Consider the following 13,920-nt stretch of genomic DNA (forward strand, 5'->3'; position numbering starts at 1 on the left):
ATTTGAAAGGCAGCGTAGAAATTGTATGTGATGGCTGTGTGGGGGATATCTTTCTTCGGCAACGTATTCGTGATCAATGCGATATGGCCAAGTGTGCGGTCTGTGAGCATGTGCGGCCCTGCATAGCCATTGAGGTTTTAGCGGATGATATTGCAGAGATTCTTTACAATTTCTACGGGACTGATCCGGTCATCAGAACTTGCGGTGCTGGGGATCTGGGACGCTACATTCGCGCCGGCAATCCCTTGGCGCTCATCGTCGCGGAAATGCTTGAGTGCGACGATAATGAAGGCTCCGTCACTGCTGCCATTGTCGAGTTGCTCACTGTTTGCTCTGAATATGACTTGAAACGAGGCGGTGAGCCACGTTTTGAGGCTGATGCGCTGTACATGCGGCGCAGTATCCGACCGACAGAAGTCGAGGAAAAATGGCAAGAATTCAAAAATGGTGTGATGCACCGCAGCCGTTTCTTTAACGATCACGGTAAAGCGTTCCTCGATTGGTTGTTTAAAGGTATTCATCACCTCAAAGACGAAAACAGCCAGGAGGTGGTGCGATTGTTTGAAGTAGAGGATGGTTGGGAACTGTATCGAGGGCGCTACTGCCCACCGTCATCGGATCCTAAAAACATTCTTGTCTCCCCGGAAACTGAACTAGCGGCACCTCCCAAGGAAAAGGCGCGTGCAGGACGAATGAATCCTGTTGGCGTTCCTGTGTTTTATGGCGCATTTGATCGAGACACGTGCATCGCCGAGTTGCGCCCATCGGTGGGCGGTATGGTGCTAACGGGGGCGTTTCAGTTATTACGGGATGCCCGAGTGCTCGATTTTGGTGTGTTGGAGAACATATTCGATTCTCAGCCTATGAGTTGTTTTGATCCGGCGTATCGAATGAATATGGAGCGAAGACAGTTTCTACGCACCTTGCACAGTAAAATTAGTTCGCCGGTCACGCCTGACCAAGAACATGAATATTTACTGACCCAAGTGATTGCAGAGTACCTTTCTACGCAGGTTGAGCCACCTATTGATGGGGTGATGTTTGCCTCTGTTCAGCACCAGGACGGGATCAACATTGTTCTGTTTTCACGTGTGCTCGCCATCATTCCTTATCAGGAAAGGACAGAGGACGACCCCATCATCGGCAATGGGCCTTTCCCGTCTGGTCTTGCGTATATCCCGGATACTCTGGAGGCCCACAAAATCGGCTGTGTCACCTTTGAGGTCGAGCCGCTAGTTATAAACGGCGATATCGTCATCAGGGATTGGCGTTACGAGCAAGACCCCTACGGTGAATGGGACTATTGAGACCTATTTGTTTATCACCGATGCATAGGGCCACTTAGACACCCGAGTACTAACCGGTTGCACGATCTTGAGCGGACAAGCATCTCTATGACCATAGGAAATGACGAAGGTGGGGCCAACGCGTCCTACTACGGCTACGACTACCAGAAATTGGTGACTGTCTGGGTGGCGTTGCGCCTAATGTTTGGTCCGGGTGCCGTCACAGACCAGGTGGTGGTTGAGCCAGCGTCTCACGACGACGTAATGGCGCGCCTAGCAGTGCCGGAGGAAGCGGCCGAAGCCAGCCTCAAGATCACTGCTAGCGGCGAACTGCATGTGCAAATCAAGTTCAAGGGCGCTGGCGCCTGGAGCGCCAAGGAGTTTGCGAGCGTAGTCAACGATAAGGGGGCGAAGGGCGTCAAGGGGCCGAAGCCGCGATCCCGTGCCAAAGCTCTGCTCCTTGCCGATAGCAGTCGTCGCTATGTCTTCATCACCAACTCCAGCGTGGATGGTGATTTGGCCAAGGGACGAGTCAGTTATCCTGAGCAGAAGTCCGATGCTGCCTTCCTCCCTAAGAATCTCAATCTCGATGCAGCGGGAAAACTTAGCCTAGCCGGTCGTTTCGCCCTGATCGAAGGCATGACCCATGAGGAGACGCGGCGACAAATCGACACAATCCTCGGTGGCGCGCTGCATGTCCCTACTCAGGGCCTTGATGCCTGCGTTGAACGGTTCAAACGGGCCGTCGAGGATCGTTTTCTCACAGTCCCCGATCCACTGCGCAAGACGGATATCCAGAAGATTGCCGAAGGTTTCGGTGGTATGCCGCACGCCAGCCCGCAGCTCGCCCGGTACGTTCCTCCCTCCAACCTTCCTCTTGCCGAAGCTTACTTGACTAAGCTCGGCGCAGTGTTGCTGATCGGCCCATCGGGTTATGGCAAGAGTCTCACAGCCGACAAACTGGCCTTCGACCGCCGCCAGGCTGATCCGCCTTATAAAGTGGTCCGCGAAAGCGCGGGGCTGCCAGCGATCGAAGAGGCATTCGCCGCTCCTGGTCGGGTGCTCTTCCATCTAGAAGACCCATGGGGTCAGTCCGGGTTAAAGAGGGGCGAGGCCGAGGATTGGACCAAACGGATCAGCGCCCTCATTCACCATAGAGGCCCTGACAAGCAGTTCGTCATCACGTCGCGGAGTGAGATCTATCGCGCGGCTCTCAGCGCAGCGCCAGCGCCAGTGTGGGCTGACTGTACCGTCGTCATCGACGACGACGCCTACGTTGAGGCGGCGCGCAAGGTGATCCTGATGGGTCCCTTGGTTGCTACCGGCGCGTGGCGCCAGGACCTCACGCGCCAGCATGAAAAATGGTTGCTCCGTGCCTTGAAGTCGCCGTTCGAGCTGAACGCTTTTGCACGCGAACTGATAGCCGTCTCCGAGCCCGCTGAAGTGGACATCAGTCGGCTAGTGGATCGGGCGCTCAGTGATAGCCGGTTGCAGGTGGTCCGTGATCAGATTGGCGGCTTTGGCGATCGAGGCGTCCGCGGCGCCGCCGTGCTCTGGGCACTGCTGCGTAATTCGCGCAGCCTACCACCTAGCCAGCTTGTCCAGCTTCGCCGTGAGGTTGATCGCGAGCGCGTGGTCGAGATCGGGCTCGACGACCTGGCTAAACATTTGGCTCTGACCCAACTGACCAAGGACGGCAAGGGCAACTATACCGCTCATGCCAAAGTCGTTGAAGCAATGGAACAGTTGGCTCGTGAACAGCCTCGCGCGGCTGAAGATGCGATCAATGCGTCTGCCCGAGCGGCCCTCGTCCTGGCCAGGAAAGATCTTGAGTTCTTAGGTGCAGTCGAACGTCTGGTGACCGGGGCGAGGGCGCTTGAGGACGATGGGGTTGAATCCGACGAGGCCGTTGTAGCAGCCTTCGATAGCATTCTGATTGACGGCCTGATCAAGGCTGCGGGCGATGCCAACAACTTCAGAGGGGCGTGGAGCTCGGCCACTCGACTACTTAGCCCGGATTCTCCGATTCGCAGGCTCGTAGACTGGCTCGAGCGTGGTGGGCCGAGAAAGAAAGATGGCTTCGGTGCTGTCGGCTGGCAACCACCCAAGGTTTCCAAGACTGATCGCGATGCCGTGGTCGCCGCCGATCCAGAACTGCGCATCGTCAATGGATTTATCGCTTATTGCTTGCCATGGACGGATACCGACTATGCTGCCGAGGATCTAATTTCCTGGCTGCGGCCTTTTGCGGTGGATTTTACCGAGGCTTTCCTGGCAGCAGGTGAGGTGGTATCGAACAGAGCCGAATTTGCAATGAGTGCCGACGCGATTTCGGAATGCGCCTTGGCGGGTGCTGAGCCGCCGTATGATGCGGTGTGGGATCAGATTATGGACATGCGGGCGAGCGTTGACATTACCTTGGCTCGGTCCAGCGAGGAGCGCCGTCAAGCTTGGCAAGGAGAGCTGGATTTTGCTGTAAGTCTCTCCATCCAGGAGCGCGCCGAGGAGGAAGGGCCTTCTTCGGCTGATCACTTTGCCATAGGCTATGTCAGCGCGCGCCGGCGCCTGCAAGGCCACGAATGGATCGCGAAATATCCTAGACCGGATATTATTCTGCCGCTTTGGGCCGAGGTCATGCGCTACAGTCGGCCCACGGTCAAGGCCGTCGAGCTTGACGCCTTTTTCGCGGCCGCTGGTGAGGACGACTGGCTTCAGGCCGCAGGGCTGAACATCATTGCTGACCGGCGCCTCGAATTTGGGCGAGACCGCATTATGCGAGCACTGACTGGCGGCGGTACCAAGGCGATCGACGCCGCCGTCCGGGCTCTTTCATTTCTTGAAAGCGACGGTGAAGGGGGATCGGGAAAGCCATCGGCGCAGAGCATTCTGTTGGGCCTTTTACCGCAACTGTCGCCAGTTCGCGCCGTGCTGCTAGCACCGAAGATTGCCAGCCTGGAGTACGGGAAAAAGGCGGCTACGCTTGCGCAGCGCATTTTGACCGCGAGCCCGCCCAATGCTAAGGCCGCCTTGCACCTGGCGCTTTCGCGTGAGCTCCGAGCTGAAGACGCCACCCTCTTAAAATGTTTCCAGGATATCCCGCTGGACCAGAGACAAACCCTGCTGAATGAAGGGCCCCGGGGTCTGGCGCGTCTACTGCTTAAGGCCTCAGCTGTTGAAGGCGAGGATGTCCAAGTATTAGCTGAAAAATGGGTCGGATCTGAGGATGAAGACGATGCCCAGGCGGCCGTTGGGGCTTTAGCCGCGATCGGCAGCCCAACGGCCCGTCGTTTGATCGCCAAGGCGCTCGTTCATCCGCACTACAGGGTAAGACGCGCCGCCATAGGGGCCTTGGCCCCGAAGGCCGACGGGGCTGAAAAGGCGGCACTATTGGACTTGGTCACAGACAGGAGCGCGCCAGTTCGAGAGGCACTGGCCGTTGTCATTGGTCAGCATCGCTGGGCTGAAGGACTCGAGGCTCTCCTAACGCTTCTTGGCGACCGTCGAAACTATGCTAGGCATTTTATGCATCAGCACCGAGAGGAGCCCGAGTATCACGTCGCCCGTGCTGCTACGAATGCGTTCGGTCAGTTAGACTCCCTACCGGTGGCAGTCTTAGACCGCATCACGGCTTTCCTCATCCGCGAAGACGACAAGGCCATTGATGCCCTTCTACACGGGGCTTTGCTCGACCTGATGATCACTCCAGACTATCCGACGGCCTGGACGGTGATCGAACACTGTCTTTGCGACAACCATGTGGTCGGTAGCGGCGAGGAAAATCTTTATCCCGTGCGTTACGCGGCGGCTTGGAGCGCTGTGCACAGGTTCAGCCATCATCCCTCCGAGCTCACTCTCGTGCCTTGGTCAGTGATTAATCGAGCGGTAGACCACATTGATCCGCAGTTAGCTGCGCCGCTGCTTCTGGCGCTTGGCGCGAAGCTGGCACGTTGCTGCGATGCTGATTCTTTGGAAGCCCTTCGCGGCACGAATACCTCCGATTCTCGCGTGGCGCTCGCGCTATCTATGATCGACGATCAAGGAGTGGCACGGGCGCTGGCCATCAAGCACGATCTTTTGGTGGCTAGCCACCCGCTGTTTGACGACAGCGAAGACCTCTCTACAGATGATGCTCAGCTCTCTCGCTGGGCACTATCCTCATCCTGCCGTACTTGGCTGTCTTCCATGCAGGGCGGAGCCGACGTCGAGTCGACGCTTTTGTGGATGATGACCCTTCGAACGGGGCTATCACTCATCGAGGACACCTTCGAGCCGTGGTCGCTCCGGCGGAGGAAAGGCATGCCTATTATGACGTTTGCCGAGATGTTAGGGGGAATGGAGTGACCCCGGCATTAAGGCGCAAACGGACTCGTAGACTGTCGCGCGGTTGGTCAGCATAAAGATCTGTTGTTATCTGACTAGTGCCTAGGCACTGTACGAAATGAGGGGAAAAATCTGTAGGTTGTCTGACGCCAGAAATTGGCTTGGACGCTTTCCTTGGAAGTCTTCCGCGTAGGGCCTATGCTACTGGCATCTTGACAGCCTGGCAGAGCCAGGCAGTGACAGGGAGTCCTGATGGCTATAATCGTCCGCGTTCTCAAAGCGAGGCAAGGAGACTGCATTCTCGTCAGCCATGAGGGGCCTGGCGGGGTGTTCAATCTGCTGATAGATGGAGGAACGTCTACGACCTTCAGGCATGGGCCACGGCAGCTTTACGCCGGTGCGCTGTGCAATACCCTCGATGATTTGAAAGCCAAAGGGCAGCACATCGATCTAGCCATCCTCACCCACATTGATGACGATCATATCAATGGACTTATCAAAGCCTTTGAGAAACCTGGTTATCTAGGTGATATGGTCAAATCCATCTGGTTTAATTCTTCGCGATTGATCACACGTCATTTTGATGTGCCCGAAATACCCGAAAATAATATCAAGCTGCTTGATGACGATCCGCAAACATCGGTCAAGCAAGGAAAAGACCTGGAAGAATTGCTTGATAAGATTGGCTGCGTTCGAGCTCCGCTCGTAATGGCAGGGCAAACTTATAAAGCTGGCCCCTTTACGTTCAAGGTGTTGTCGCCTAGTCGTGAGCAACTTATGAAGTTATTGAATGTTTGGCCTTTCGAAGTTGATTCAGGAAAGACCTCGGCGCACGACACTGACTATCATTTAGCGTTTCAAGATATCTGGTCAGACGATAAGTTTCATTCTGATGCCTCTATTTATAACGGTAGCTCTATAGCATTTATACTCGAGGCAGATGGTAGACGCATGCTTTTTCTAGGAGATGCACACGATGGCGTAGTGTGCGAAAGCTTACGGGCTTTTGATCACAGCGAAACCAACAAGCTTCAATTGGAGCTTGTAAAGTTGTCGCATCACGGAAGCCAATACAATACCAGTAGCGATTTGTTGGGGCTTCTGGATTCGCCGATTTATATTGTGTCCACTGATGGATCTAGGCATGGGCTTCCGAACAAAAGGACGATCGCCAGAATCATAAAATCTACGCTGGGTAAAGTGTGTTTTAATTATGATCATGTGGTCGCTCCCCTGCTACTAGCTCATGAAATTGAGGAATACTCCTCGCGTCTAGAAGTGCTCGATGATGAAATCAGATTCTAATAAGACAGTTTCGGAAATTATGCAGTCATACTGTGTAATGGTTAATGGCGGAAGCGGTGTTCTGGTGAATGCCATGACTCAGGAATTTTCCTACGTGCTCACGGCCAGGCACGCCGTTTTTGAAGACGCTGCTCGTAACGTGGTAGTTGACCATAATCAGAATTCCATTGAAGTGCTGGGCGTCTTGGTTTTCCCCAAGGTGGGTCAGCAGGAATCCTTAGATTGCGCAGTATTAAAAATTACGCATCAGGCTGACCTATCTCAGAAATCTTGGAGTGCCGCTCACTTGCCACTCCAGGCCAACCTCACTTTTGTGGGCCTCCCAAAAGCGGAAAGGGCGAGTGCAACGCCAATCAAGCATCGGACTGGCCACGCGGCCAGCGTGGTCAACGACCTTATAACCCTGGAATTGGCGGGTATTCCGAGTAAAGACATCATTCAAGGGATGTCTGGAGGTGGCGTATACCATATAGATAACGATTATCCGTATTTGGTGGGAGTGGAATTCGAGATGGAGGCCAGTTGTCTGGATCACCAGTATGGCCGCGTCGATTGTCATGGCCTAGCTCGATACACCGAACTCCTCACCCTCCATTCAAGTGCGCCAATGATTCCGCCACATATGGAGTGCTTTTCGAGAGTTCGGGATAGGATTTTCGCATTCAATGTGATTGATCCCAGTAATGTTCAGCATCTGAAAACTGCATTAATTGGTTTCGCAGACTCATTAATCGAGAGCGGAATGCCGCCTCCTTACGAAATCATGAAGCACTATGATGTCCAGTTATTGATAGACACGGGGCAGTCCAGCGTGCTGGAAGCACGAGAGTTGTGGATTGCATATTTAGAGTTTGTTGTGATCTCCGCACTCATGGATGGTGCTGGAATTACGGATAACGGCTATATCGGCGGGATCGATAAAAAGCGTCGCCTGCTGTACACCAGCGATGTCACCAACTGGCTTGGCCGCTTGGATGAAATTCTCAAAATTGCCCGTAAGTTGCTCGACAAAAACGGCACCCTTGTGGTCGCCTCGCCTGATGCTGCAGCGCAACCCTTTCCTCCAGACTTTGTGCTTGAGAATGTAATTAGCAATATTGCAACCGTTCCGAACCAAGGTCCTTTCTCTATTGATGAAGTTGAGAGTGCGATTTATAACAGCTATAAGCTCACTCATCTGGAAGGTTTGCGCAAAAGCTGCGTCATCGAGAAAGAGTTTGACTATCGCAGTTTGGCTCCAGGTAAGGTTCAACTGCTAGAACTCAGGAAAAAGTTGAATGAAATTATTAATTAAAGATTATGATTTTGAGTTTCTTACTGCTGAGTTTGATGGCATTGAATTTCAAATGTTTCGCTCAGATGATTTGCTGTCCTATATTTCGTGTATTGCTTGCCTGTGTAAAAAACCGTCAGATATCGTAGCGAACTGGCGGGTGATCCAAAACCTTGTTTCGGTTCACCACCAACCTCCCGGAAACCTCGCTGTGTGGAACGTATATATCGCTTTTGTGACGATCGGCACTGTGCCGATTTGGGATAAATACCAGATCGAGAACAACAAATACTCTGCTCGTAAATTGATAATTGATGGGTATGCTGAATTGCCCACGGTTGAGCAATTAACTGGCTGCCTGGAAGAACAGCTCCTAGGAGCAGATTTGACGCTGGATCCTCGTGTTGCGGAAACCCGAGAACCGTTATTGTCGCTGGAGAAATTCGTTCGGGGCGCGCCGTTAGATCAAAAGATTGAATCCAAGGAAAAACGCGCGTCAATGATAAATGAAATCATAGAATCTCTGAATAAAAATGAAAATCAAAAAGGTTGAAATTGAAGCATTTCGTGCTTACAAAATGAAATCAGAAGGCACATTCGATTTTACGAATGCTGACGATCTTCCTTCTAATTTTGTTGCGATATTTGCTCCTAATGGATTTGGTAAAAGCTCGTTTTATGATGCTGTCGAATGGGCGGTCACGAATCATTTGGAGCGTTTAGGTGGCGACTACAATAGAGCTAATTATGAAGGCGCTGCCCGCGCGACCAAGGACGTGGACAAGGGGCAGGAGATCCTTCGAAATAAATACGTCGACGACGAAGTTAAAACTCAGGTGGTTGTTTCAACTACGCTGCCTACTCCTTTTACACGAGAGTTGGGAAAAATACGCATTAATGGACGGGACTTACGCTTTGGAGAAAAAGGACGCGAGAACGATTACTTTCGGCGTGTCATCTTAAGTCAAGATGAGATTGACAGATTCCTCCGGGAGGCGAAGCCGCAAGAACGCTATACGAAGTTTATGGAAAATTTTGGCGGGAAAACTGAAAAGGCCCGCAAGGAATTGACTGCACTTATCCTTGATAATAAATCTGAGCTGCTGGCTTTGGATTCTCAGCGTGAAGCCATTATCGCCGAGCTGGATCAGCCTGTTGACCTCTCCATCTTTGATAGTTTCAATGCATTAGCTACACAGCTCAACGCTGCTGGTGAGAACATCTTGCTCGCGGACGAGAGGTTTTCCGCTCAGGCTGAATATGCACTGAATGCAAGCCTTATCTCCCGACAGCATGAATTAAACGTAGAACGTGAAGCTAATGTCCGGGCGGTTGACACTCTTGCTGATAGATTGGTAAAGATTCCTGAGATTGAACTTAATAGCCAATTTTTCATCGATCAGAAAGCTATTTCAGCGCGTCTTGATCAGGGTGTAAAAGATGCTGGCGGCTATCAGGAACTGCTGAACGCTCATGAAAAAAGCACAAACGACGTCCTAGAGGCGAGTCAGCGTTCGACAAATATTCTTGACATAATCAATCATTCCGTTGGGTTCTTTCTGTCTGAATCACGCCTCAATGAGATCGCCAAACGTCAAATAGCGCTGGGAGATAGCCGATCAGGTCATGCGGCACAGTTGTCAGGGTTTGCAAGGGCCATGAGCGATCTTACTCAGGAGCTCAAAGAGGCTGATGATCGCGTTGCGTTTCTTAGGAACTCTATCGATAATGCGGGGCCGATATATGCAGAGCTAACATCGCATCGTGCGCGAATAGAGTTGATCGCTCAGCAAATTGCTGAGAAAGAGGTTTCGGTTCGTCTGGACACAGCAAAGTTGGATGGCCTTCAAGCCAACTTGAAGCAAGTGTCAGGTTTCAAACTTACTGCAAACTTTATCTTGTCTGCGGTTGAAGGCACTAAATATTTAGGTCAAGAGAATATTGAGCGCTTGACCAAGTGTTTTACTGAGTTGGAATCCATTGATCTCCATGACAAAACTGTGCATGCGACTCAAGCAGCCTTGGCTAACCAGATGGGTGTGCATGAACGTTTGATTTCCACCGGCCTTGACTACCTCAGCGCATGGCCGTCAAATATTTGCCCGCTGTGCAGCGCCCCCCACGAAGATGCCGACAAGCTCAGGCTGAAAGTTAAATCGCAGACTCTGCTATCGCGGCTTAGTCAGGAAAACGCGGAACTTCTCGCACAGTCGGAAACACGTCGTAAGCAGCTGCTGGATGAAGTGAAATCTATCACGCGAGTGGCGGAAGAGGCACATGGGCAGCAGTTGGCTGACCTTCGCGGAACAATCAAGGAGATGAGTGCAAGACTGGAGCTAATTGAACGAGAAAAGTCTGATCTGGAGGTGGAAAAACGCGCCTTAGAGGACAGAGTTAACACACTCGATAAGACCGTATGGAGTCTCGCACTGGATGAGCTCTTGACCCGTGCTCAAGGCGAGATCGCTCAGCTTTCATTCAAACGCTCCGGACTTGTAAATCGCCAAACTGAGTTATCTGAAGAGATTGCACAGCTCAATCGAAAGGTTTCACAGATTGATGCAGATTTGCAGGTGCTGACAACGGAAGCCGATACCCTTAAGTCCCAAGCGTCCTATCTGCTTGTCTCTCAGTACCTGGTTAATAACGGTATCAATTCAGCTCAATTGGCTGAATATTGTCAGGCCGAGAAGAGTAAATTTGAATCTCAACTTGCTAACGCCAAGGCCGCTACTGATAAGCTGACGATTCAGTGCAGTGCACTCCAGCAGAAGATGGTGTCCGATGGGACGTGGGTGAGTTTTGCCCAGCTTCGATCTCAGAAAGATGGGCTTGATCTGGAATTGGCTCGCGCTCAGTCCGCAATCAACGCTTTCTATGAAAGCCTTGCAGCTTTGATGGTTGTTCGCTTAGAGGATAGTTTAGACCAAGTCAAAGCACTGATCAGCAGTGAACTCCAGACCCGTCGCTTGCGCACCGAGCAACTTGAAACCGCTGAAAACAGTTTCAAACTGTTGTTGGAATTGATGGCTTCCTTTAAACCCTACATCAAGCGGTTATCCCTTCAAGATGAGTTGGCTGAACTGGAAGTTCAGCTGGATCAGCGAAGTCAAGTTGATATTCTCCTGAGTTCGGAGCGGTCGGCTGTGATCGAACAGCTGAAGACAATGATTAATAATTTCTTCTATGAAGATCTCATCAACGTTATCTACAAAAAAATTGACCCACACCCATCCTTTAAGAAGGTAGAATTCAAGCCGGATTTTGACTCTGATAAGCCCGGTTTGAATATTGTCGTGAGTGACGAAGATGGGATTTTGATTTCTCCAATCCTGTACTTCAGCGCTGCTCAGTCCAATATCCTCAGTCTCAGTGTGTTTCTGGCCGGCGCGCTTCATGCCAAGGATGATCAGGGTAATTCGATCGATGTCGTGATGATCGATGATCCTATCCAGTCGATGGACTCCATCAATATTCTCTCAACCATTGATCTTTTGCGCAGTATCTGTCTACAGTTTGATAAACAAATTATCATCTCTACACACGATGAAAACTTCTTCGGCCTTTTGCAGCGTAAGATTCCAGCTGAGATTTTGGGCGCAAAGTTTCTGCAGTTGGAAAAATTTGGGGTGGTAGTGCCGGTCGAGCCATTCCTGAATTAGTAATTTATCGCGGAGGGGATTAATTTTCCCCTTCCGTGATACACCACTCGGCGACGGAGCTTTTAGGGCCTGGTTTTCACATTGCACAGTATCTGCTAATTACTTATCTTGAGGGAGTTATTGTTAGCTGGCGGGTTCGCTGCGAACTACCTTAGCGTTTCGAATCAGCTTAGCCGTTGAGTAAGCTGGTTTACGCTATCCTTGGATACTGCAGGTCCAAATATTTTGGCCGCTACCAATTACTTCAGTAGAAGCTATGGAAATTTGCTATTTTTCGAGTTTAAGAAAGGGGTTGTCGGTCGGTATGGACCCGGCTTCGAAAAATAGTGCTGAGTTTTCTAGAAGATAGCCTTTGAGTTTTGCTTTCTTGCGAGGACCTTCGACCTTACAGACCCAGATGTTCAAACCATCAGCGCGTTTTCTATGGGTCTTCAGGCTCTCAAACTGTTTTTGTACCCATCGCCATTCTTCATTTTCCTGATTGGCCCCTTTAGAGATACCAGGGAACTCCTGTACATAGCGTTGGAATAGACCCGGCGTAACAAGGAACACAGAGCCATCCACCGTGTGGATTTTAGCTTTGCTGTCGTTGATGATCAGCTTGTGGCTCTGGATGCCTTCCTTGACCCAATTCAGGAAAACTTGACCTGGGCTGTCCGCAGGGGGGCTTGAGACTTCGAGAGCATTTTCTGACGGCGCATCACGTACCTCGGGTTCTCCCATTTTGAACATATCCAGCAACGTTCCGAGGTAGTCGGCATCCTCCATCGCCATAGGATCTTCCAGCGATTGGTTTTGATGCGATCCTGTTCCGCCTGCCTTAGGGGCTGGTGCAGGTGGCGGAGCGTCAGTCGGGTGGTCATCGACTGCAATGCTCACCGTTCCGCTGAAAGCCTCGGGGCGGTCTTCGCTCCCCCAGATTAAAGCCGGTTGAATGCGCAGAAAAGTAAAGGTTTGCTGCCAGTTCCCCTGTGCGACAAGAGCGGTCCAGATGGCTTTGCCTGCCGGGGTGGACTCGACCAACCCATGCGACTGGAGTTCGTCGAACACTGCGATGTTGGAGGAGGGAATGCCCTCAATTGATTGCGACAGTAGATAGGCTCGCAGCTTGTCCGTGACTGCCTTGCTGACGAGCCACAGGGTGTCCTGGGTTAGCCAACCCGCGGCACCCGGCTGGTTGAGTTTCAGCTCGTGTTGAACCAGATGACGCAGTCCGCTGATCAAGTGATGTTGCAGCGAATGAATTGGCGCTTGCAGCGCCTTGCTCGGGTTGCCACCGATGTTCTGCGAGGTGGAGACGCGGTCGGCTTGAATCACCATCTCACCCAGCACGCCGGCACGTTCGTACTGACCCGCCAGAACATACAGCAGACTGGCCCAAAGCGACGGAAACCCACTGAGCCAATCGAGGATCGGGCGGTCGAGAATCCGGGTGTAGAGCAAGCCGGTTGCGGCTCCATGTAAATGGTAGTCGCGACCTTTGAGGTAACGAAAACGGTAGGGCTGGTCCAGCGGGCCCTGCCAAGGATGCCAAGCACGGCCATCTTGGCGCTCGACCTCCAGGTCCACGGCGATCTTGCCAATGTCATGCAGCAGGGCGCCATAAGCGATGCCGGCCGACCAGGCGTCAGTCTGCGCGGCTTGGTCTTCCGGCGCCGCGCCGGTGGGCAGCAGATAGGATTGGCGTAGTTTCAAACTACAGGCGACCAATTCCAGTCCATGGTCGAGCATGCCGCCGAGATACGCATGGTGGTGCGTCTCGCTGGCCGGGAGCTGCTGGACCTGTTCGGCGTAGCGATGGATCGGATTTAAATAGAGTTGGATGAACTGCGCGTGGGAGAGGGCGGTGTACTGCCAGATGCGATCAAGCAGCTGGCGGCGATGCTCCGCGGCTAACAAGCTCTGGGCCGACTCGATGGGCAGGTAACCTTCGGCGACGCTCATGGTCGGTGGCGGAGTGGGCTTCTGCCTTTTGTAACGAAACAGATTGAGCATCGTGACCTCCGGGAAGTGGCTGGGTCAGTAGCCTTTTAGCCTTTTCGGATAGGGCTCTTACCCTTGACTCCCCATTCCT

At 52.3% G+C, this 13,920-nt stretch carries 7 protein-coding genes; 6 read left to right on the forward strand and 1 reads right to left on the reverse strand.

From position 1 onward, the window contains the following. Positions 1-2: 2 nt before the first annotated feature. From ACUN0G_RS10920 to ACUN0G_RS10945, 6 genes are all read left to right on the forward strand, one after another. The gene (locus ACUN0G_RS10920; RefSeq protein WP_073162562.1) at positions 3-1,307 is read left to right on the forward strand and encodes an RES family NAD+ phosphorylase; all 1,305 of its coding nucleotides are present in this window, start codon (positions 3-5) and stop codon (positions 1,305-1,307) included. A gap of 87 nt (positions 1,308-1,394) precedes the next feature. Continuing rightward, positions 1,395-5,627, forward strand: coding sequence for an nSTAND3 domain-containing NTPase (locus ACUN0G_RS10925; RefSeq protein ID WP_445573360.1), 4,233 nt, complete (start codon positions 1,395-1,397; stop codon positions 5,625-5,627). Positions 5,628-5,858: 231 nt separating this feature from the next. Next, a complete protein-coding gene (locus ACUN0G_RS10930) occupies positions 5,859-6,911 on the forward strand; it encodes a ComEC/Rec2 family competence protein (protein ID WP_445573361.1) in 1,053 nt (350 codons plus the stop codon). Between the two features lie 73 nt (positions 6,912-6,984). Next, entirely contained in the window at positions 6,985-8,205 is a 1,221-nt protein-coding gene (locus ACUN0G_RS10935) for an ABC-three component system protein (protein WP_445573362.1), read from the forward strand. Then, a complete protein-coding gene (locus ACUN0G_RS10940; protein WP_445573363.1) occupies positions 8,189-8,737 on the forward strand; it encodes a hypothetical protein in 549 nt (182 codons plus the stop codon). Before ACUN0G_RS10935 ends, ACUN0G_RS10940 begins: the two co-directional genes overlap by 17 nt. Then, positions 8,718-11,846, forward strand: coding sequence for an AAA family ATPase (locus tag ACUN0G_RS10945; protein ID WP_445573364.1), 3,129 nt, complete (start codon positions 8,718-8,720; stop codon positions 11,844-11,846). Before ACUN0G_RS10940 ends, ACUN0G_RS10945 begins: the two co-directional genes overlap by 20 nt. 267 nt (positions 11,847-12,113) lie before the next feature. Here the strand turns inward: ACUN0G_RS10945 and mobH are convergent, their stop codons facing one another. After that, positions 12,114-13,841, reverse strand: a complete 1,728-nt coding sequence (gene mobH, locus ACUN0G_RS10950; protein WP_445573365.1) for a MobH family relaxase — start codon at positions 13,839-13,841, stop codon at positions 12,114-12,116. Between the last annotated feature and the right edge of the window lie 79 nt (positions 13,842-13,920).

It is taken from the genome of Pseudomonas sp. 32A (assembly GCF_052682255.1).